Origin of the sequence: Sphingopyxis chilensis (assembly GCF_035930445.1) — a bacterium.
Lineage (GTDB): Bacteria > Pseudomonadota > Alphaproteobacteria > Sphingomonadales > Sphingomonadaceae > Sphingopyxis > Sphingopyxis chilensis.
Window position 1 is genome coordinate 259,286 of record NZ_CP142394.1, and the last position, 20,791, is coordinate 280,076.

General features: G+C 64.7%; 21 protein-coding genes. 8 read left to right on the forward strand and 13 right to left on the reverse strand.

What is annotated here, in order from left to right; genetic code table 11:
- The first annotated feature begins 32 nt into the window (after positions 1-32).
- The 5 genes from mnmA to VSX79_RS01295 all read left to right on the forward strand — a co-directional run bounded on the left by mnmA (position 33) and on the right by VSX79_RS01295 (position 4,459).
- Positions 33-1,169 carry a tRNA 2-thiouridine(34) synthase MnmA gene (gene mnmA / locus VSX79_RS01275; RefSeq protein ID WP_407697236.1) on the forward strand — a complete coding sequence of 379 codons (1,137 nt, stop codon included), beginning with the start codon at positions 33-35 and terminating at the stop codon, positions 1,167-1,169.
- Between the two features lie 55 nt (positions 1,170-1,224).
- Positions 1,225-1,638 carry a hypothetical protein gene (locus VSX79_RS01280; RefSeq protein ID WP_179498958.1) on the forward strand — a complete coding sequence of 138 codons (414 nt, stop codon included), beginning with the start codon at positions 1,225-1,227 and terminating at the stop codon, positions 1,636-1,638.
- 41 nt (positions 1,639-1,679) lie between these two features.
- Complete coding sequence (locus tag VSX79_RS01285; protein ID WP_326914185.1) at positions 1,680-3,068, forward strand: DUF6438 domain-containing protein; 1,389 nt, start codon at positions 1,680-1,682, stop codon at positions 3,066-3,068.
- A 331-nt stretch (positions 3,069-3,399) separates the two neighbouring features.
- Positions 3,400-4,092, forward strand: coding sequence for a DsbA family oxidoreductase (locus VSX79_RS01290; RefSeq protein WP_326914186.1), 693 nt, complete (start codon positions 3,400-3,402; stop codon positions 4,090-4,092).
- Positions 4,093-4,147: 55 nt separating this feature from the next.
- Positions 4,148-4,459 carry a hypothetical protein gene (locus VSX79_RS01295; protein ID WP_179498596.1) on the forward strand — a complete coding sequence of 104 codons (312 nt, stop codon included), beginning with the start codon at positions 4,148-4,150 and terminating at the stop codon, positions 4,457-4,459.
- Between the two features lie 21 nt (positions 4,460-4,480).
- On the opposite strand, the gene VSX79_RS01300 is transcribed toward VSX79_RS01295, so the two are convergent.
- Positions 4,481-5,104: a hypothetical protein gene (locus tag VSX79_RS01300; protein WP_179498598.1), complete on the reverse strand. Its 624-nt coding sequence runs from the start codon at positions 5,102-5,104 to the stop codon at positions 4,481-4,483.
- 5 nt (positions 5,105-5,109) lie between these two features.
- Positions 5,110-5,829, reverse strand: a complete 720-nt coding sequence (locus tag VSX79_RS01305; protein ID WP_326914187.1) for a hypothetical protein — start codon at positions 5,827-5,829, stop codon at positions 5,110-5,112.
- A gap of 138 nt (positions 5,830-5,967) precedes the next feature.
- Here VSX79_RS01305 and VSX79_RS01310 point away from each other — a divergent pair, with 138 nt between their 5' ends.
- Positions 5,968-6,207, forward strand: coding sequence for a DUF2171 domain-containing protein (locus tag VSX79_RS01310; RefSeq protein ID WP_179498602.1), 240 nt, complete (start codon positions 5,968-5,970; stop codon positions 6,205-6,207).
- Positions 6,208-6,338: 131 nt separating this feature from the next.
- Positions 6,339-7,919: a sulfatase-like hydrolase/transferase gene (locus VSX79_RS01315; protein ID WP_326914188.1), complete on the forward strand. Its 1,581-nt coding sequence runs from the start codon at positions 6,339-6,341 to the stop codon at positions 7,917-7,919.
- 168 nt (positions 7,920-8,087) lie between these two features.
- On the opposite strand, the gene VSX79_RS01320 is transcribed toward VSX79_RS01315, so the two are convergent.
- The 3 genes from VSX79_RS01320 to VSX79_RS01330 all read right to left on the reverse strand — a co-directional run bounded on the left by VSX79_RS01320 (position 8,088) and on the right by VSX79_RS01330 (position 9,264).
- On the reverse strand, positions 8,088-8,597 hold the full coding sequence (locus VSX79_RS01320; protein ID WP_179498606.1) for a hypothetical protein: 510 nt from the start codon (positions 8,595-8,597) through the stop codon (positions 8,088-8,090).
- A 217-nt stretch (positions 8,598-8,814) separates the two neighbouring features.
- Positions 8,815-8,970 carry a hypothetical protein gene (locus VSX79_RS01325; protein ID WP_326914189.1) on the reverse strand — a complete coding sequence of 52 codons (156 nt, stop codon included), beginning with the start codon at positions 8,968-8,970 and terminating at the stop codon, positions 8,815-8,817.
- Between the two features lie 111 nt (positions 8,971-9,081).
- Positions 9,082-9,264 carry a hypothetical protein gene (locus VSX79_RS01330; protein WP_179498610.1) on the reverse strand — a complete coding sequence of 61 codons (183 nt, stop codon included), beginning with the start codon at positions 9,262-9,264 and terminating at the stop codon, positions 9,082-9,084.
- A 226-nt stretch (positions 9,265-9,490) separates the two neighbouring features.
- Here VSX79_RS01330 and VSX79_RS01335 point away from each other — a divergent pair, with 226 nt between their 5' ends.
- Positions 9,491-9,988: a hypothetical protein gene (locus VSX79_RS01335; RefSeq protein ID WP_326914190.1), complete on the forward strand. Its 498-nt coding sequence runs from the start codon at positions 9,491-9,493 to the stop codon at positions 9,986-9,988.
- A 37-nt stretch (positions 9,989-10,025) separates the two neighbouring features.
- On the opposite strand, the gene VSX79_RS01340 is transcribed toward VSX79_RS01335, so the two are convergent.
- From VSX79_RS01340 to VSX79_RS01375, 8 genes are all read right to left on the reverse strand, one after another.
- A complete protein-coding gene (locus tag VSX79_RS01340) occupies positions 10,026-10,775 on the reverse strand; it encodes a hypothetical protein (protein WP_326914191.1) in 750 nt (249 codons plus the stop codon).
- Between the two features lie 277 nt (positions 10,776-11,052).
- Positions 11,053-12,054, reverse strand: coding sequence for a hypothetical protein (locus VSX79_RS01345; RefSeq protein WP_326914192.1), 1,002 nt, complete (start codon positions 12,052-12,054; stop codon positions 11,053-11,055).
- A 43-nt stretch (positions 12,055-12,097) separates the two neighbouring features.
- Positions 12,098-12,325: a hypothetical protein gene (locus VSX79_RS01350; RefSeq protein ID WP_326914193.1), complete on the reverse strand. Its 228-nt coding sequence runs from the start codon at positions 12,323-12,325 to the stop codon at positions 12,098-12,100.
- Positions 12,326-12,446: 121 nt separating this feature from the next.
- The gene (locus VSX79_RS01355) at positions 12,447-13,511 is read right to left on the reverse strand and encodes a ribonucleotide-diphosphate reductase subunit beta (protein ID WP_326914194.1); all 1,065 of its coding nucleotides are present in this window, start codon (positions 13,509-13,511) and stop codon (positions 12,447-12,449) included.
- A 24-nt stretch (positions 13,512-13,535) separates the two neighbouring features.
- The gene (locus VSX79_RS01360; RefSeq protein ID WP_326914195.1) at positions 13,536-13,928 is read right to left on the reverse strand and encodes a membrane protease subunit; all 393 of its coding nucleotides are present in this window, start codon (positions 13,926-13,928) and stop codon (positions 13,536-13,538) included.
- A 10-nt stretch (positions 13,929-13,938) separates the two neighbouring features.
- On the reverse strand, positions 13,939-15,876 hold the full coding sequence (locus VSX79_RS01365) for a ribonucleoside-diphosphate reductase subunit alpha (RefSeq protein ID WP_179498643.1): 1,938 nt from the start codon (positions 15,874-15,876) through the stop codon (positions 13,939-13,941).
- A gap of 721 nt (positions 15,877-16,597) precedes the next feature.
- Entirely contained in the window at positions 16,598-18,832 is a 2,235-nt protein-coding gene (locus VSX79_RS01370) for an EAL domain-containing protein (RefSeq protein ID WP_326914196.1), read from the reverse strand.
- 168 nt (positions 18,833-19,000) lie between these two features.
- Positions 19,001-20,743, reverse strand: coding sequence for an acyl-CoA dehydrogenase (locus VSX79_RS01375; protein ID WP_326914197.1), 1,743 nt, complete (start codon positions 20,741-20,743; stop codon positions 19,001-19,003).
- Positions 20,744-20,791: the final 48 nt, after the last annotated feature.

Genomic DNA, 20,791 nt, shown 5'->3' on the forward strand with positions numbered 1-20,791 from the left:
TTTGCCCTCCGCATCCCTAGATGGCGCCGACCATGATCGAGACGATTTCCACCCCCGCCGGGCTCGCCCGGGCCGACTTTCAGCTGGCCGAGCCGCTGAAGGACCGGCGAATCGTCGTTGCCATGTCCGGCGGAGTCGACTCGAGCGTCGTCGCCGCGCTCGCCGCGCGATCGGGCGCCGAAGTGATCGGCGTGACGCTGCAGCTCTACGATCACGGCGCCAAGGCGAAGCGCGTCGGCGCCTGCTGCGCCGGGCAGGACATTCGCGACGCGCGCGCGGTCGCCGACCGGCTGGGCTTCGCGCATCATGTCTATGACCATGAAAGCCGGTTCCGCGACACGGTGATCGACCAGTTCGCCGACGAATATCTCGCCGGACGGACGCCGATCCCCTGCGTGCGCTGCAACATGGGGGTGAAGTTCACCGACCTGTTCGCCCTTGCGAAGGATCTGGGCGCCGACTGCCTTGCGACCGGCCATTATGTCCGGCGCGTGATGGGGCCCGCGGGCGCCGAGCTGCACCGCGCGGTCGATCCGGCGCGCGACCAGAGCTATTTCCTGTTCGCGACGACGCAGGAGCAGCTCGACTTCCTGCGCTTTCCGCTCGGCGGAATGGAGAAGAGCGTTGTGCGCGAGATCGCGCGCGAACTGGGCCTTGGCGTCGCCAGCAAGCCCGACAGCCAGGACATCTGTTTCGTCCCAGACGGCGACTATGCGACGCTGGTGAAGAAGCTGCGCCCCGAGGCCGACGACCAGGGGGCGATCGTCCATGTCGACGGCCATGTGCTCGGCGCGCACAAGGGGCTGATCCACTATACGGTCGGGCAACGGCGCGGGATCGAGATCGGCGGGCAGGCCGAGCCGCTTTATGTGGTGCGGCTCGATGCGGCGAAGAAGGAAGTGATCGTCGGGCCGCGGCGCGCGCTTGGCGTTTCGGGCGCGCGGCTCGGCGAGGCGAACTGGCTCGCCGCGGTCGAGGGGCGCGAGGTTCTGGCGAAAGTGCGCAGCATGGCGAAGCCGGTGCCGGCGCGGGTGGCGGGCGACCGGCTGATCTTTGCCGCGGCCGAATATGGCGTTGCGCCCGGGCAGGCGGCGGTGCTGTACGACCCGGCCGACAGCGCGCGCGTGCTCGGCGGCGGCTGGATCGAAGAGACGTTCGCAGCGGAATAGATTGAACTTTTCGCCCCGATGCCGCAGCCTGCTGCGCAAACAGGGGAGAAGAATGATGGTCAATATGGTCTTGCGCGGCGCCGTCCTGCTGTGGGCGCTGTTCTTTGGCATCGTCGGCGCGCGCGGGTTGTTGGACCCGGCGAGCTATACCGAGACCTTCGGCTTCACGATCAGCGGCGTCGCGATCAACACGCTGCGCGCCGATCTGTCGTCCTTCTTTCTCGTCTCGGCGGGCGCTGCGGCGCTCGGCGCGCTGGTCCCGGCGTGGGTACGCGCGTTGCTGGTGCCCGCGGCGCTTTACGGCACCGCGCTGGCGGGACGGCTGATCGGCGTCGCGATGGGCGACCCGACCAACTTCGGCATCGTGCAGGGCATGATCGTCGAGGCATTGTCGGTCCTGCTGATGATCGGCAGCTGGTGGGTGCTGTCGCGGCCGCCGGTCGATGCGGCGGCAGGGGCAGGGTATTAGTGCCGACATTCGTCATTTGTTTGATAAGCAAGCGAGCGCGAATGAAGTGTAGGAGTGCAAATTTGCGAGCCATCTTGATTGGAATTTGCAGTTTGTCGCTAAGTGCCTGCCATTTCTTGAGCGCTCCCTTTCCCGATGTTAACAGGGATAAGCTTGTAATCAGCCTCCAAAGGACTGCCTGCTTTGGATCTTGTCCAGATTACAAGGTCACAATCACAGGAAGCGGTCGCGTGGTTTTTGAAACCGCGCCACATCTCGCCCTCGATGACGTAGCGAATGTTCATCGCGCAAACTCGACAGAAAGTGGCGTCCGAGTCCCCGGCACTCACGAGACGACCGTAGAGCCACAGGTGATCGACCAACTTCTGGCACAATTCGAAGAAGCTCGATTCTTCTCCCTCCGCGATGAGTATCGAGCGGAGGTTACTGACAACCCAACCTATGTGGTGACGATTGATACTGGCAACGGCAAGAAATCGCTCGTCGACTATGTCGGCAAGAAAGCGGGGATGCCTGCGTCGGTGACAGCGCTTCAAGATGCAATTGATACGGCAGCGGGAACTGATCGCTGGATCAAGGGGACACCGCAGGTCATCCCGATGCTTCAAGAAGAGGGCGCTGACTTCGCGGGTACGTTGGGGCTCGAACTCATGGACGCTGCGGCCGAGCGCAACGACGTGCGGACGATGCAGCGCTTGAAGGATTTGGGGGCTCCGGTTTTTCTCGCGGAAGGGCCGAGCCCACTAAGAACAGCAATCTACGAAGGACATCGCGATGCGATCAAATGGCTGATTGCTAACGGAGGGATCGCGGACGCAGCGCAGCGGAAGAGCGCGCTGCAGGAGGCAGTGGATTCAGATAATCACGCCGCGTACGACGCTTTGTATCAGCCGCAGAATTCCAGTGGGATTGACCGCGCCTTCGCAACAAAGCTTCTAACGAGTGCGGCTGCGAACGCAGACCCCCAGATTGTTAGCGACATGCTCCGACTGGGGGCGAACCCGAACGGAGATAACGGTAGTCGCACTCCAATCGACCCTCCACTCTTTGAAGCTGCCAACGGTTTGATGAGCAATGACGAAAAGCATCCTGCCACCACCGATCGCAGAGCAGTTATACGGCTGCTATTGGCTGCGGGAGCAAACATCGAGCATTGCCAAAACGGCTACTGCGATAGCGTCTTGTGGCAGGTGAGTGACGCTGGCGTCGCGAAACTGCTGTTGGACGCTGGAGCCAATCCAGACTTCAAGGACAATGAAGGAGAACATGTCCTTTTCAACATTTCAGATGAAGAGGTTGCGCTATTGCTCATTTCTCGCGGCGCTGACATGGGGGCGGTTAGGCCCGCAGACGGAAAAACCCTGAGAGGGTGGAGCGAGTACCAGAAATGGCCGAAGGTGCTGACGCTTCTCAATCAATCTAGGCTTTGATTGAAGGCACTCCCAAGCGCAAAAGCTATGTCCGCTTTCTACCCCCAAAGCCGACCCGTCCATAATCGCCGGAATTCCGGCGTTGCTTGTCTTTTTAACCATTATGTGAGTTACTGGGGGCCGGGTCGCTTCTGTTTTCCTTTGTGGTGGGGAGGAAGCGTATGACGAGCGAAGAGGACAAGAGGTCGAGTACGGACCGGCGGGCGGGCAACCGCCGCGTCGCCGAAGACCCGAATTACAATGGGCCGGATCGTCGCAAGGGCGACCGGCGAACGGACAAGGATCGTCGCTCCGACTGAGCGCGGCGGCGCGCGCCGGCAGGAGAAGAATTGTGACCGAACCGCGCGTGCCGCGCCTCAGCGTCGATATCGTGTCCGACGTGATGTGCCCCTGGTGCATCATCGGCTGGCTGAAATTCCGCAAGGTGATCGATCATTTCGCGGGCCGGCTGGACTTTCGCGTCCAGTGGCATCCGTTCGAGCTCAATCCCGACATGCCGCCCGAAGGCGAGGATGCGGCAAGCCATGTGATGCGCAAATATGGCATCAGCGCCGAACAGAGCCGCGCGAACACGGGGCGGCTCGCCGCCATCGCGGGCGAGCTGGGTTTCACCTTCAACCGCGGTCCGGATTTCCGGATGCGCAACAGTTTCGACGCGCACCGCCTGCTGACCTGGGCGGGAGCGATCGAGGAACCCGAACAGGAAGGACCGACCGGCGTTCAGACCGCGCTGAAGCTGGCTTTGTTCCAGGCGCATTTTACCGACAACCGCGATGTCGGCGACATGCAGGTACTCGCCGATATCGCGGCGTCGGTCGGGCTCGACCGCGCGCGGGCGGCCGCGATCCTGGGCTCGGGCGAATTCGGCGAAATGGTGCGCACCGAGGAAGCCTATTGGGCGGACCGGAACATCACCGGCGTGCCCGCCTTCATCCTCGGCGGGCGGATGCTGGTTCCGGGCGCGCAGGATCCCGAGGTTTTCATTCGCGTGATCGAGAATAAGGTGCTGGCGGCGGCCGCCTGAGGAACGTCGGCGCCGACCTGCGCGTTTTCCGGCCACCCCCTGAAAGGAGCCGGCCATGATCGACGATTCCCGCAAGCCCCAAGCAGATGCCCCCGAGGCTCGCAACCGCGAGCAGGACGATGAGGAGGCGCAGGCGCAGAGCGTCGCGGCCGCCGCACGGGGCGAGGCGCGGCTGGAGGACAGCGACAAGAAGCGCAGCGGCGACGCGAATGACGATGTGCAGGATCTGGTCGACCATATGCGCCAGATGGAGCGGTCGGGCCGCATCGACATGGATGCCTATCGCGGCGAACGCAGCGACGACGATGAGGAGGACGAACTCGGCCCCGGCGGGGTCGACGACGACGAACCGCGCGGGGCGCCCTGAGCGAAGGGCCTCGCCGCCGCCCTAATCCTCGCCGGGGGTTCCCCACAGCGCCTCGTGCACCGTGCCGCGGCCAAGCGCGGGTTTGAAGATGAAGGCGACAAGATAGACGCCGAGCGCGAGGCTGATCACGACGAGCCCCGCGACCGGATTGACGACGAGCCCGATGATCGCGCCTGCGGCAGCGGAGAGCGAGAGCAGGGTCAACCGTGCGTGCGCCTTGACATCGTGGCTGCGCCGGTCGGGCGCGCGGCCGACGATCGACAGCGCGACGCGCATGATCGGCGGCAGCGCGAAGGCGAGCGCCATCCAGAGCCAGTGGTCGCGGTCGTTGCCCGCGTCGAACAGACGCCCGACGAGCCCCGTCGGGGCGCCGCCGAACACGCCGAGCGCCGCCATGATCGCCGTCATCGCGAGCGTTTCGGCAAGATCGACCGCGGCTTCGGGCGCGCCATAGCGCGGCACGCCGTCGGCGCCGGGGAAAGCCGCGATCGCGCCCTCGCCATATTGGGCGCCGAAATAGAGGAGCATCAGCAGCGCGGCCCAGACGTGAAGCGCGTCGGGGAAAGGTGCGGTCAGCGAGCCGTAGAGGAAGCTGCCGAGGAAGGCGGGGTAGATCAGGCTGTAGACATAGGTCGGCAGCCGCATCGGCGTCAGGCTTCGGGGCCGGGGGCGGCCGGTTCGGCGTCGTCGGAGGCCGTCGCGGCGTCGCCGTCCGGCGGCGCGGGGCGTTCGCCGCGCAGCGCGGCGTTCGGGCCTGCCATCTGGCGGCCGATGTCCGCCGCGACCAGTTGCGCGACAGGATCGTCGCCGAGCGCGCCGAGCTCGTCGCGGCGCGCGGCCAGCGCGGCGAGGCGCTCGTCCGCCGGCAGGCTTGCGACCTCGATGTAGAAGCGCACCGCCTGCAGCCACGGCGCGTCATCGGTCAGCACATCCTCGGCCCAGCGGCTGAACGCGCCGCCGGCGCCGCGCCACTGGCCCTCGTCCCGGTCGAGGAAGAAGAGCACGCGCGATCCGCTGGGAAAGGCATAGCGCGTGCACGCGCCGGCGAAGCTTTGCGGGTGCGCCTCCTTGAGTTCATAGGGATTGCTGAGCTGCACCTCGTCGCCGGTCGCGATCATCGCGGAGAGGGCGATCGGGGTCGAGGGCATCGCGCCCTTCAGCGCCGCGACGGGTTCGATCGCGATCGTCGGTTGTTCGTCGCTGCCGCGTTCGACATCGCCGGGGGCGACGGTGGCGAGCAGGATGAGCTCGCTGCGTTCGACGAGTTCCAAGTTGGTCGGCACGCGATAGCCCGGCGCAACCGAGCAGGCGAGGGCGGGAAGCGGCGCGGCGAAGAGTACGAGGCCGGCGGCGGAGAGGAGAAGGCGCATGGGCGGAGGCTAGCCTCGCGGCCGCCGTTTGGAAAGCCGGCGCGGCTTTCGGGCGCCCTGTCCTGCTCTATGGAGCCGACTCGGATTCCATGCGTATGATCGGCGGGCTCCCTCCCCGGAGCGGCAAGGAGAATGACCATGGCAGAGCATGACCATAGCGCGATCAAGGAAGATATGAATGTCGTGGGCGCCGACGGCGTCCATCTCGGCACCGTCGACCATCTCGAAGGCGAACGCATCAAGCTGACCAAGGCCGACAGCGTCGATGGCAAGCATCATTATCTGCCTGCGGGCCTGGTCGCCGCGGTCGAAGGCGACACGGTGCGCCTGTCGGCGAACGCCGCCAACGCGATCGACCTGTTCGAGGAAGCCGAATAGCCGAACCCGCGAACAACAGAGGGCCGGAGGCGCAATCGGGCGCGCCGGCACCGAACTGGCCCGCCCTTTCCCCTGGGGCGGGCCATTTTCCTATGTGAATTTTGAACGTCCCGGCTTTAGGGTGCCACGCGATGGCACAGGGGGGACAAGAAACGCGGCCGCGCGGTCGCCGGTGGCGGCTGATCGCGGCGACGCTGCTGTTCGGCGCCGGATATGCGATCGCGAACCGGTTCCAGCTGACGCAAAGCGTTGCCTATCGCCTTGCCGCAGGCGACCCGCAAAGCGCGCTGACGGCCTTTCTGTTCCTGGCGTTTCAGGCGGCGATCCTGATGGCGGCGCTGTTCCTGTTCCCGCGCCGCTGGGCGGCGGCGCTGCTGACGCTCGCGGGCGGCTCGATCCTGATCAACCTTGGCTATAGCCAGATCGTCGGCGCGCTGCTCGATGCGGGCTCGCTGGCATGGCTGCTCGCCGAGACGGCGCAGGCGGGCAATGCCGCCGGCGAGTTCGGCGCCGAATTGCTGTGGGTTGCGGCGCAGGTCGCGGCGGCGCTGGCGCTGTTCGTCGCGGCGCGGACGCTGGCGCGCGGCGCGGCGACGATGCCGTGGGGGCGCGCGATCGCGGCGATGCTGCCGATCCTGCTTGTCGTGCCGGGCGCGCTCTATCGCCACGCCGCGGTGTGGCCGGAAGCCGCCGAACGCAATCTTTACGGGCTCGGCTGGGACCTCGCCACCGCGCCGCCGCCGCCGGCGCGCGCGCCGGTGACGCTGAAGCCCGCAGCCCGCGCCGACACGCCGCGGCATATCGTCTGGGTGATCGACGAGAGCGTCGCCGAGGCGCCGTTCCGCCGGCTGATCGCGCCGACGATCGCCCATGTGCCGCACAGCGATTTCGGGATCGCGGCGGCGATGGGGCATTGCAGCGCGCCGGCGCAGGTCGCGCTGCGGTCGGGGGTCGATGTGCGGCGCGTGTCGGCGGCGACGGATCTTCGCGCGACGCCGTCGATCTGGGCCTATGCCCAGGCGGCGGGATACCGGACGCTGCTGATCGACGGGCAGACGTCGGGGGCGCCGCAGAATCTGATGCTGCCGCCCGAGCGCGCGCTGATCGACGATTACCGGCCGATGCCGGGCGGGATCGACACCGACCTGAAGATCGCCGATGCGCTCAATGCCGCGATGAAGGGCGGCGGGCGCAGCTTCACCTTTGCGGTGCTGCGCGGGGTCCATTTCCAGTATCGCGACCATTATCCCGAAGGCGCGATCGCGGCGGACAGCCCGGTGCGACGGCAATATGATGCTGCGCTTTCATGGTCGAAGCGCCGTTTCTTTGCGCGATTGCTGGCGGGGGTCGACCGCGAGACGGTGGCGATCGTCTACACATCGGACCATGGGCAGAATCTGACCCCCGGCGCGCTGCCGCATTGCAGCCGCGAGGCGGTGGCCGACGAGTTTCGCGTGCCGCTGCTCGCCTTCCTGCCCGCCGGCGAGGCGGCGCGCCATGCCGGGGCGCCGCGCAGGGGGCATTCGACGAGCCAGATCTTTCCCGCGACGTTGGCGTGGATGGGCTATGACCCGGCAGCGGTCGCGGCGCGATACGACGAGGACCTGACGCAGCCGACGGCGCGCTATGTGTGGTTCGGCCGCACCGTGATCCCGACGGGCGGCGACACCGCGATCGACGTGACCGCAGGGCCGCGATTTCCGGGCGGCTGAAACGGCGGCGGCTGAAACGGCGAAAGGGAGCCGGCATTCCGGCTCCCTCCCCGATCGCGGACGCGATGCGGTCTCTTCAAAATCTGTCGGGCGGGGAGCCAGGTGCACCCGGCTCCCCCAGCGCGCGGCGACATCTCTCCGTGCGGGAGGTCGCCGCGGCTTGTGGGGTCAGCGCGATTCGACCTCGGCGGTCGTGCGCGCCTGGATTTCGGCCTGCGACAGCTTGGTGACAAGCCCGTGGGTGGCGCCGACGGCGCCATGATAGATTTCGGCGAGCGGCACATTGTAGAGCTTGCCGCCGCGGACGACGACCGCGGTGTCGCCCTCGACGCTCTGCACCGTGCCGACGCTGTTGCCGTCGGTGCCGTAAAGCTCGGCGCCGGCGCGCACCTGTTCGCGCGTCGCGAGGGTCAGGTTCGCGGCATCGACGCTTTTCTGCACCGCGCCATCGACCTGATCGACCATGCCGCCGACGGGGTCGGTCGCGTCCTGAACCGCGGCATTGCCGCCCAGCCCGACCTTGCCGACAAGGTTGACGTTCGCGACGCCGTCGCGGCCGATCGCGGCATCGGACGCGGACGCGGCGGACGTGGCCTGGGCCAGCGCGGGGGTTGCGGCGAGAAGGGCGGGGGCGGCCGCCAAAAGGGCCAGCGCGCCAAGAGCGGGGGGCTTGCGCATCTCTCTCTCCATGATGGGTCGGCATCGTCGACGCCCCGGGGGGGGGGGGAAGAGGGCGGCGACGATGCCTTCGACGGAGAAACCGGCGCGAACTCCGCTCGTTGCATCGCGCCGCGCCCGAATGCGACGAGCGGCCGCTCGCGGGCGACGAATGGCGAGGGGGGGGCGCGAGAACGGAGGCTGAGGCTCCACCGCTCCTCTCGATAAATGCCCTCGGCTAGTGCGTATGCGCGCGCGGCGGGGCGACGATCAGCTTGTTGAGCGTCGCGATGCGTCGTCGCGCTTCGCTCCAGTCGCGCTCGGGATGCGCCCGGATCCGGTCGAGGAGGATCTTCACCTCCCTGCGGCGGTCGCCTTCGGTTACGGCCTGCATGGGCTTTCTCCTTTCGCCGCGCATCATAGCATGGCGCCGCGGTTCCCGGCAGCGGTTCGCCGCGCGGCCGGGGCGTTTAGCCCCGGCGGAGGCGCGGCGCGATGGCGCGCGTCAGGCCGCGCCGCCCTCCGCCTCGCGCGCCTTCTGGTCGCGGTCTTCCTGTTCGCGGCGGATGCGCGTCGCTTCCTCGGTGCGCTGTTTCTCGGCGCGGCTGCGGCGGTTGTTGAGCATCGCCCAGGCGAGCACGGCGGCGAGCAGGATCGGGCCGAGGATCGTCATGAGGGTCCATTCCATGATCTGTCTCCTGTGCCCCCTCGATAGCGGGTCAACGGGCGGGGATGGCGAAGGCTGCATCGGGCGCAGGGATGTTCGCAGGATTCTTCGCTCGAAACGAACGGAAACAGAGGAGCGTCCGCTCACCCCACCCCAAAGCCGCCAAGGCGCGACAGGCGTTCGCCCGCGGCCTTTCCGCGAGCCGCCGGACTGGCGCGGCGCGGCTGCACTTCCTATCTAGGCCGCGATGACGAACGGGGACCGGAAGATGGTGGTGATCGCGCGGCTGCGCGCCGCGCCCCTGGTGGGGTGGCAATTCGCGTGCGTGGTACTGCTCGGCGTGCTGGCGGCGCGGCTGAACTGGGAGGGCGATCCCATCGATGCGCTGCGGTACATGATCTTCGGGCAGCCGCTGTTGCTGATCGGCATTGTCGCGGTGCTGACGGTGTGGGGCTATTTTTTCGGCATGTGGCGGCGGCGCGGCGCCTATCTGCGCCACGACGGGGTGACGCTGTATCGCGGCGGCAGCGCGCGCTGGCCGCTCGTTCTGGTGAAGGGCGTGGTGGTCACGCGCGGCGAGACGGGGCTGCACTCGCTCCGGCTGGTCGTCGACGACGACAGCGAGGTCACGCGCGAGCTGGTGAAGCTCTATATGCTCGAAGACCCGCCCGAAGTGGTGCGCGACGGGGTGATGTTCGCCGCGGCGCGCGCGAGCGGCGGGGTGCGGCCGGTTACGGTGCATTGAGGGGGGGCGGGTCGGCCGACCCGGCCCCCTCTTATCGTCAGCCTTCGGTAACGGGCGTCGCTGCCGGTTCGGCCGCAGGCGTTGCGGCCGGAACCGCCGCCGGAACGGCCTCGGCCACGGGAGCCGCCACCGCTGCACCCACGGGCACGGCGACCGGCGCGGCTTCGACGGCGACCGCCATCACCGCCGGCTGGGCCGCCGGCGCGGTGGTCGGCACGGCGAAGGCCAATTCTTCCTTGGTGCGGACGCTGAGTTCGCGGCCAGCCGGAATCCGGCCGCTCTTGCCGGTGATGAAGGCGGCGAACACGCCCGCAAGGATGACGCCGCCGACGGTGGCGACCGTGTTGCCTTCGCCTTCCTGACGGAAACTGCCGATCAGGGGCACGCGCTTGCCGCCGATGTCGATATAGCGAAGCTCGATTTCCATCTTGCCCGACTTGCCGAACGCGCCTTTTCCGGTGCGCCATGTGATCTCGCCCGTCGCACGCGCGCCCTTCGGAATCACGATATAGCCGTCCTGCACGACATCGTGGACGACGGTCATGTAGAAGGTATCGCCTTCTTCATTTTTCTTGGTCGACAGTTCTTCGTTCATGCTGAGCAGCACTTCGGTGTTCGCCGCCAATGTGCGCGTCGAATTGGGCGCGGGCGCCGCAACCGGTATGGCGACGACCGCGGGCGCGGATGCGGCCTCGACAGGCGCCGCCGTTTCCTGAGCGACCGCCGGAGCGAAAGCAGGCATGACAAGCGCGAGCGACACGGCGCCCGCGAGCAGGTTCGATTTCATTGTTTAAGTAACCCCCAAAACAGGCGAGCCCCCTGCTCGCCATTGACAGGGGAGATCAGGAAACCGGTTACTCGTCAATCATGTTTACTTTTGGTGCGGCGCCGAAATGGCGCAGGGGATGAGGGGCGACGTGTATGGGGTCGAGGCTAGGGCGGCGATGGACCCCGGATCAAGGCAGACGAGTCACGGGCCTCGTCTGCGGGTGACGAAGATGGGGATGAAACGGACGCTTCTCTTCACATCGTCATGCCGGACTTGATCCGGCATCCATGCGTGTTTAGCGACGGCTTGCCGCCGTGAGCATATCCCGGCCTCCGTGTCTGAACGCTTTCATCACGACGTCGCGGTAAGGAAGATGAGAACTATCGACTGCCTTACTCAGTGAGCAAAAGTGGAGTGCCTGTTCGCGCGCGATCATCAGCGCAGGAATTTGCCGCCAGCCTTCCGGACCAAGATTTCCTTTGAGTGCGCGCCGTGTAGTGTTGGTCACGATATCTGCCAATTCGAGTCCATAATCGACGCCCGAGTTGAACCGAAAATCTTCTTCCAAAATCAACTTGAGATTATATCCGTGTTCGTAAGGAAGTATCGTTTCTTTCAGATAGTCGGGCATTGGCATCAGGTATTTGTTGTCAAACGCGGCATAATCCAACCAGTCCAGCATGATCACTGGTTCGCGAGCTAACGCGGACTGGAGGAATCCTGCCTTGGTTGTCGACCACCAGTTTTCCGAGCTGGTCTCGCTATCGACCCCCTTACCGTCAACCACCCAATGAAAATTGAGAATTTCCTTTGGTTGCCGCTGTATCCAATAGGCTGGAAGCTCTCGTATGATCCGAGCGAGTAGCACGTTCATTAGTGCAGCTTGCACATAGAGTGGCAGGGCCATCGCTTCGAGACGCGACTTGAGCTTCTTCACGCCTGCGACAAGCTCTGGATGATGTTTTTCTGTTAGGTTGGCAGTTAGCGCTTCCGCTGCCTTTTGTTGATGCTCTGCAATATCCGTTGCAGACTCTCTCCCCATTTCGATCACGATAGCTTCGAAAAGACAGTGATTTCGTCTGAGCAATGTTATGACGGAATTGACTTGAGCCTCGTTAAGCCGCCGCCCTTTTACCTCGTCCCCCTCCTTGGGCAGATGTTGACGCAGTCGCTCATACTTTTGAAAAAGGCGATCAATCGTATAGTTGGGCACAATGAGCGCGCCGACAATACAGGGGCTCGTTTGCCCTGCGGCCGGTATAGCGAAGGTACCAGATTCGTCGATGAAGATGTGCAAATCAAAGCCTGTCCTGCACTAGTCGGCAGTTACATTGCGGCTTTCAAACCGAAAACCCCCCAGCATTGCGCCGGTTCGAGTTCGCCGCCAGCACCTTCTTGCCCTGCGGGGTTAGCGCCCATTTGGCGCCCTGTTTGACCACCAGACCCAGCGTGACGAGTTCGTCGCGCACGGGGTCGGTGGGGAGTTGGGGGCGGCGGTTCGAGAGGCCTTCGAGCGTGGCGCGCTGCGGCTGGCTGAGGATCAGGAGTTTGGGTTTCTTTTCGGTCATTTTGGCCTCTGACTTCTTGTTCTGTGTCGTGGGGTGGCGCCTGTGCCCTCCCCGCGGCGACTAGGGAGCAAGCTCCCAAGTCTTGCTGCCCCTCCCGCAAGCGGGAGGGGTTTGGAGTCGCTTACTCGGCGGCGATGCCGGCCTTGGCGAACATGTCCTCGCCGTCGTTTTCGGCGTCGCCCGCGGGGGCGGCGTCTTCGCTGGTCCTGGCCTTCTTGCGGCTGTCGAAGCTGGTCCAGACGGTGTTCCAGTCGCCGCGCGTCGCGCCCTTGCTATATTCGGTCGCGCGGGTTTCGAAGAAGTTGGCGTGCTCGACGCCGTTCAAGAGCGGGGCGAGCCAGGGGAGGGGGTGTTCGTCGATCATGTAGATCGGCTGGAAGCCGAGCTGGCCCAGGCGCCAGTCGGCGATGTAGCGGATGTAGCGCTTGATCTCCTTGGGCGTCATGCCGGGGACGGGGCCCTGTTCGAACGCGAGGTCGATGAACGCATCCTCGAGCCGCACCGTTTTCTGGCAGGTGTCGATGATGTCTTCCCTCACCGCCTTGGTCAGGCAGTCGCGTTCCTTGGTGAAGGTGTGGAACAGCTTGATGATGCCTTCGCAGTGGAGGCTTTCGTCGCGGATCGACCAGCTGACGATCTGGCCCATGCCCTTCATCTTGTTGAAGCGCGGGAAGTTCATCAGCATCGCGAAGCTGGCGAAAAGCTGAAGCCCCTCGGTAAAGCCGCCGAACATCGCGAGCGTGCGCGCGATATCCTCGTCATTCTCGACGCCGAAGGTGCCCATATAGTCGTGCTTGGCGCGCATCTCGTCATATTCGAGGAACATGCCATATTCGCTCTCGGGCATGCCGATGGTGTCGAGCAGGTGGCTGTACGCCGCGATGTGCACCGTCTCCATGTTGCTGAACGCGGTCAGCATCATCTTGATCTCGGTCGGCTTGAACACGCTGCCATATTTTTCGTGGTAGCAATCCTGCACCTCGATATCGGCCTGCGTGAAGAAGCGGAAAATCTGCGTGAGCAGGTTGCGTTCATGGTCGCTGATCTTTTGCGCCCAGTCGCGGCAATCCTCGCCCAGCGGCACTTCCTCCGGAACCCAGTGGATCTGCTGCTGGCGCTTCCAGAAATCGAACGCCCAGGGATATTCGAAGGGCTTGTAGGTCTTGCGGGCTTCTAACAACGGCATGGCGGACTTCCTTGAGACAGGCGGTTATTGGGGGGCGAGGCGGCGGGCTTCGGTAACGGGAAGGCCGCCCTCGGTCGGGACATAGATCAGCGAGGCGCGCGATGATTCGAGCGCCTGGATTTGCAAATAGCGCAGATAGCCTTCGGGGCCGCCGAGGCTGTTCTGCAGGATCGCGTTCGCTTCGGCCGCACCCTTGGCACGGATGACCTCGGCCTCGGCGAGCGAGATGGCGCTTTCCTTCTTGGCGCGCGCCTCGAGGATTGCGACTTGCCGCGACGATTGCGCTTCGGCCAAGGCGGCCTCACCGGCCAGCCGCTGCGAATAGACGCGGTATTGCGGGTATCCGATCAGTACGACCAGCAGCAGGACGACCGCCACCCCGATGGCCGCCAGGGTGCACCCGGCGTTCTTGTTCATCGGCCAGTCCTCACTGGCACGCGAGACATTCGTCATAATCGGTGGTCGCGAGTTCGAATTTCGCGGCCTCGGGCGTGTTGTCGGCCTCGACCCCGCCCGCGAAGCCGGCGCGCTGGACCGATTTCGAGCGGAGATAATAGAGCGATTTGATGCCGAGTTCCCACGCGCGATAGTGGAGCATGAGCAGATCCCATTTCTCGACGTCCGCCGGGATGAACAGGTTCAGCGATGCCGCCTGATCGATGTACGGCGTGCGGTCGGCGGCGAGCTCGAGCAGCCAGCGCTGGTCGATCTCGAAGCTCGTCTTGTAGCAATCCTTCTCGTCCTGCGACAGGAAGTCGAGGTGCTGGACGCTGCCGCCGCGTTCGAGGATCGAGTTCCACACCGCGTCGCTGTTCTTCGCCTTGTCGACGAGCAGGGCTTCGAGGTGCGGGTTGCGGATCGAGAAGCTGCCCGAGAGCGTCTTGTGCGTGTAGATGTTCGCGGGGATCGGCTCGATGCACGCGCTGGTGCCGCCGCAGATGATCGAGATCGACGCGGTCGGCGCGATCGCCATCTTGCAGCTGAAGCGCTCCATCACCCCCTGATCGGCGGCGTCGGGGCAGGGGCCGCGCTCGTTGGCGAGCAGCATCGACGCCTGATCGACCTGCGCGCGGATATGCTTGAAAACGCGCAGGTTCGACGATTTCGCCATCGCGCCCTCGAACGGCAGGCCGCGCGCCTGGAGGAAGCTGTGGAAGCCCATGACGCCGAGGCCGACCGAGCGTTCGCGGCTAGCGCTATATTTGGCGCGCGCCATTTCGGGCGGGGCGCGGTCGATATAGTCCTGCAGGACGTTATCGAGCATGCGCATGACATCCTCGATGAACAATTTGTCGCCGTTCCACTCGTCCCAGGTTTCGAGATTGAGCGACGAGAGGCAGCAGACCGCGGTGCGATCGTTGCCGAGATGGTCGCGGCCGGTGGGGAGGGTGATTTCCGAGCAGAGGTTCGAGGTGGTGACCTTGAGCCCGAGGTCGCGATGATGCTTGGGCATCATGCGGTTCACCTGATCGATGAAGATGATGTAGGGCTCGCCGGTTGCGAGGCGCGTTTCGACGAGCTTCTGGAACAGCGAGCGCGCGTCGACGGTGCCGCGGACGCTCTGGTCCTTGGGGCTGCGCAGGTTGAATTCGGCGCCGTCGCGGACGGCCTCCATGAACTCGTCGGTGATGAGGACGCCGTGGTGGAGGTTGAGCGCCTTGCGGTTGAAGTCGCCCGACGGCTTGCGCACCTCGAGAAACTCCTCGATCTCGGGATGCGAGACGTCGAGATAGCAGGCGGCCGAACCGCGGCGGAGCGAGCCCTGCGAAATCGCGAGCGTGAGGCTGTCCATCACGCGGACGAAGGGAATGATGCCGCTGGTCTTGCCGTTGAGGCCCACGGGTTCGCCGATGCCGCGCACCGCGCCCCAATAGGTGCCGATGCCGCCGCCGCGGCTGGCGAGCCAGACATTCTCGTTCCACGTGCCGACGATACCCTCGAGGCTGTCGTCGACCGAGTTCAGATAGCAGCTGATCGGCAGGCCGCGGCCGGTGCCGCCGTTCGACAGCACGGGGGTCGCGGGCATGAACCACAGCTTCGAGATATAGTCGTAGAGGCGCTGCGCATGATCCTGATCGTCGGCATAGGCGTCGGCGACGCGCGCGAAGAGATCCTGATAGGATTCGCCGGGAAGCAGATAGCGGTCCTGCAGCGTTTCCTTGCCGAAATCGGTGAGCAGCGCGTCGCGGCTCGCATCGGTGACGATGGCGAACCGGCGCGCGTGGACCTTCGCCTCGCCGCCGTCGTTCAGCTTCACGGGCGCCGAATCATCCTTCGACTCACTTGCCGCCGGAGCGTCATTCTTCGCCAGTTCCATCGTCGCCACGTCGCTCGTCTCCACCCGTTCGCTTTCCCGAAAATCCATTGCATTCGCCCCCGATCTGACCGCGCACATGGGTGCGCTTGTTCCTGTCTTGTTCGACTCAGGGCGAAGCCCCGATCCTAGCATCTAAACCCGTCCACGGGGCACTTTTTTTGGGCGCAGTCAGGGTTTTTCCGGGTCCATATGCAATGGACGACGGAAATCCGCCACTTACAGCCTGATACAATTTATTGGGGTGCCCCCGTGGTTGACCCACCACCTATAGTGCCACGTCGGCGCGACGATGCAAGACGGTAAATGACAGTTCGGGGACTCAACTCGTCGATAATTTGATTCGTCTCGTCGCCCCAGATGCTCGCGCCACGGGCGCAGCGCCAGCCTTTCCGCGGGTTTGCGCGGCAAGCAGCGGATATGGGTGGCGGCCCGAAATTTTTTCGATCGGGAAGAAGGACTTGCCGCGATGTCACGTTGGCGCCGAAGCGCGAAGCGACGAGGGCGCGGGCGGGTTTCGCACGGCGCCGCACAGATCGGCGCCGGACAAAAAGAAAGGGCCCCGGCGATGCCGGAGCCCTGTCCTTAATTTGTTTCCGAGTTAGGCCTGACCGCCACCGTTGCCGGTGCCGCCGCCACCCAGAAATTTCCAAAACCAACCCATTTCAGATCTCCTGTTGGCACTGCCCATACGGAACAGTTAACGGAGCATATACCTTAATTAGTAAGGTAAATCGAGTCTTAACTATAAACATTGCCGCCAATCTGGCAGTTATGCGGTGCGGTTATGGGGGAGCGCGGTAAGGGTCGCGGTAAGTTCGGAAAACAATTGCGGTTTTCCAAGATGATAACCCTGGCCGACATCGCAGCCGAGGCTGGCGAGCAGCGCCATGGTTTCGGCATCCTCGATGCCTTCGGCGACCGCGACGGCGCCGAGCCGATGCGCGAGGTCGATCGTCGATTTAACAACTTCGAGGTTCCGCTGCGAATCGCGCATCGTCATCACGAATCGCTTGTCGATCTTGATTTCGTCGGCTTCGATCTCGGTCAGATATTCGAGGTTCGACTGACCGGTGCCATAATCGTCGATCGACAGGCGAATGCCCGTCCGGCGAAGCTGCGCGAGCGTCTGGCGCGCCTGACGGCTGTTTTCGATCTGCGCGGTTTCGGTGATCTCGATCGTCAAAACCTCGGGCGGCAGGTGATGCGCGGTCAGCATCACGCGGATCGTGCCGACAAGATCGCTATGGTCGAGCAGGCTCGCCGACAGGTTGACCGACATGTTGATATGGAGGCCGCGCTCGCGCAGCTGCGCCGCCGAACGGATCGCCTGGTCCATCACGAACAGGGTGAGGCGATAGATGTCCTGGCTCTTTTCGGCCTGGACGATGAATTCGTCGGGCGGGATGGGCCCGCGCGTCGGATGCGTCCAGCGCGCGAGCGCCTCGACCCCGACGAGCCGGTTCGTCGCGATTTCATACTGCGGCTGGAAGGCGACCCAGATGTCGCCGCCGGTCAGCGCATCCTCGAGCTGCGAGTGGAAGGAGAGCTGCCAGCCGGCGTCTTCCTTTTGGCGCGAGGTATATTTGGTCCACAGCGCACGCGTGCGGATTGCACGTTCGGCTGCAACGAGCGCCGCGGCGAGGCGCTGCGCGTTCGACCCTTCGAACTCGTCATTGACCCCGAAGGCGATCGCGACATCGACGCGCAGCTCGCCGATCGTCAGCGGCGCGTTGAACAGCGCGGCGAGGCCCGCGAGCTGGCCTTCGATCTGGCTGTGCTGATAATAGGGCACAAGCCAGGCGAAGGTGCCGTCGAGATCGTGGTGGAGCGTCGTGCCCTGCGACGCGAGCTGAAGGCGTCGGGTGACCTGTTCGACGAGTTTGCCGATGCCGTCGCCGGGGATGAAGGCGGCGAGATCCTCGAAATTGACGACTTTGGCCGCAACGACAGTCGCGCTGCCGAATGCGGCCTGCGAACGCAGCGCCTCGAAATTGGGCAGGCCCGACACGGGATTCTCGCGCTGCGCCGAACGGCGGCGGCTGGTACGCGAGACATTTGCGCTGATCACCGCAGCGAGAAACAGCGAGGCCCCGACCGAGCTGCTGACCAGTATCGTCATCAGATAGATTTTGCTGGCGATCAGCCCAATGGCGAGCACGGCCGTGATGATATTGAACCAGCGCGCGCGCCGGAAGGCGGCGGCGCCGAGGAGGCAGATCGCGGCGAATGCGAGGTGCGGAAGCCAGCCGATATCGATGGGCATGCCGCGTTTCAGCGTTTCGGCACCGATCACATGCACATAGGCGCCCGGCACGCGATCATGGCCCGGAAGATAGTGATTGTCCTGATATTCCGCCGCTGTCGGCGCGAAAATGACATCGCGTCCGGTAAGTTCGCGGGAAACCTTGCCCGACAGGACATCGCTGGCGCTATATTCGGTGATCGAACTCGTCCTGTAGGAATAGTCCAACGCATAAACCCCGGCTTCATTCGATCGCCGGTTCGCGAGCAACGACGAGAAGCTTGGAATGGCGCGTCCGTTCACGTCGAGCGTGATTGGTATCCGCCAAACCTGCCAGAGTTCATATTCCCAGCCGATACAGGCGATCTGAGCCGCCGAACCAAAGGCGGGACTGGGAAAGCGGGCCAGCTCGGAATCGCCGCTGCGCGCCGATTTCGCCGCGACCGCGAGGATGGCGCGCTCGCCCATCCGTTTCACCGCTGCGGTCAATGACGAAAAGTCGGCGTCCTTTTCGCGTCGATCATAGGTGAAATCGATAAACAGGCGTTTCGCGCCTGCCCCGTCGATTGCATCAACCAGCTGCGCGTGCCGGGTCATCGAAAAATCGCGACCGGCGACTTCGTCGAGAGTCCGGTCGTCGAGCGCAACCACGACGATGTCATTCGACACCGGCCGCCAAGCGATTCGGCCGATCGCGGCTTCGACCACGCGATCAATCGGTTCACTGACCGCAGCCAATCCCACGACCAGGCTAAGAAGCACCGACAATAGGATGCTTCGCCAGCTGATGATTAGACTTTTGACCGGGATGGGCACGCACGTCTCCAGCAATTGCCGGTCGCGTCTAGTCCCAGATGGTTATCATCGCGTTAATTATGAACGAAATCCTGCGAAGTCCGGCAAAGCGGAAATCGCAGGATTCCGGGCAGTTCAAGCGATTGCGGGCAGCGCTTCGAGCGCTGCGTCGCCCGCGAGCGCCGACGCCGCGAGCCCCGTCGCCGCCGGGACGATCTGCTGAAGGTAGAAGCGCGTCGAGACGATCTTGGCTTCGAGAAAGGCGGCATCGCCGCCGCCTTCGTCGAGCGCGGCGCGCGCCGCCCTGTGCTGGATCGCCATCAACCAGCCGCACGTCGCCGTCGCGAGCATGGTGAGATAGGGGTAGCTGCCCGCGAGCCGGTCCGCCGTCGGCGCGTTCGCCATCCAGTCGGTGACGGCTCGGCACGCATCGACGAGTTGCTGGAGTTCGGGGAAATCGGCGGCGCCGTGCGCGATGTCGTCGATCAGGCCGCGGACAAGGTCGCCGCCCGCCATGCCGAGCTTGCGTCCGACCAGATCGGCGGCCTGTATGCCGTTGGTGCCTTCATAGATCGGCGCGATACGCGCGTCGCGATAATGCTGCGCGGCGCCGGTTTCCTCGATGAAGCCCATGCCGCCATGGACCTGAACGCCGAGGCTCGCGACCTCGCAGCCGATGTCGGTGGCGTGCGCCTTGACCAGCGGGATCAATATGTCGGCGCGCATCGCGGCGGCCTCGTCGCCCAATTTGCCGAAATCGATCTGCGCCGCGGCATAATAGGTCAGCGCACGCGCCGCCTCGGTCTGCGCGCGCATGCGCCACAGCATCCGGCGCACGTCGGGGTGCCGGTCGATCGTGACGGGGTTGCGGTCGGGCGAGCCCGCGAGCGCCGATTGGACGCGCTCGGCGGCGAAGCGCTGCGCCTGTTGCGTCGCGCGCTCGCCGATCTGGATGCCCTGACAGCCGATCATCAGGCGCGCGTTGTTCATCATCACGAACATCGCGCGCATGCCGCCCATTTCGTCGCCGACGATTTCGCCGAGACAATCCTCGTCCTCGCCATAGACCATGACGGCGGTCGGCGAGCCGTGGATACCGAGCTTGTGCTCGATCGAGGCGCAATGGACGCCGTTGCTGATCGTCGGATTGCCCTCCGCATCAAGGCGGTATTTGGGGACGAGGAAGAGCGAGATACCGCGCGTCCCCTCGGGAGCGCCGGGGGTGCGCGCGAGGACGAGGTGGACGATATTGTCGGTCAGGTCATGCTCGCCGAAGGTGATGAAGATTTTCTGGCCCTTGATCCGGTAGAGGCCCGCGTGCTCGCCCTCGGTGATCTTTTCGGAGGTCGAGCGGAGCGCGCCGACGTCGCTGCCCGCGGCGGGCTCGGTCAGGTTCATCGTGCCGTTCCACTCGCCGGTGATCAGCTTGGGAAGCCAGGTCTGGCGCTGTTCCTCGGTGCCATAGGCCATCAGCGCGTGGATCGCGCCCGGCGTCAGTATGCTGCAGAGCGAAAAGCCCATGTTGGCGCTGCCGAGCGCCTCGATCACCACGGTCGCGAGCGTGAAGGGCAGATCCTGCCCGCCATAGGCGCCGGGGCCGTCGATGCTGCCCCAGCCGGCCTCGACGAACTGTTGATAGGCCTGTTTGAAGCCCGGGGGCATGGTGACCTTGCCGTCCTGCCATTTGGGGTTCTGCGTGTCGCCGACGCGGTTGAGCGGCGCATAGACGTCGGCGGCGAATTCGCCGATGCCGGCGACGATCGCCTCGACCATGTCGGGGGTCGCGGCGCCGAAACGCTCGTGCTGCGCCATGGCATCGACGCGCGCGATATGATTGAGGACGAAGAGCTGTTCGGTGGTGGGCGGTGTATAGGTCATGGGCGGGGCACTTTGCTGGTGAATATCGTTACGTGGGCGCTATAGCGC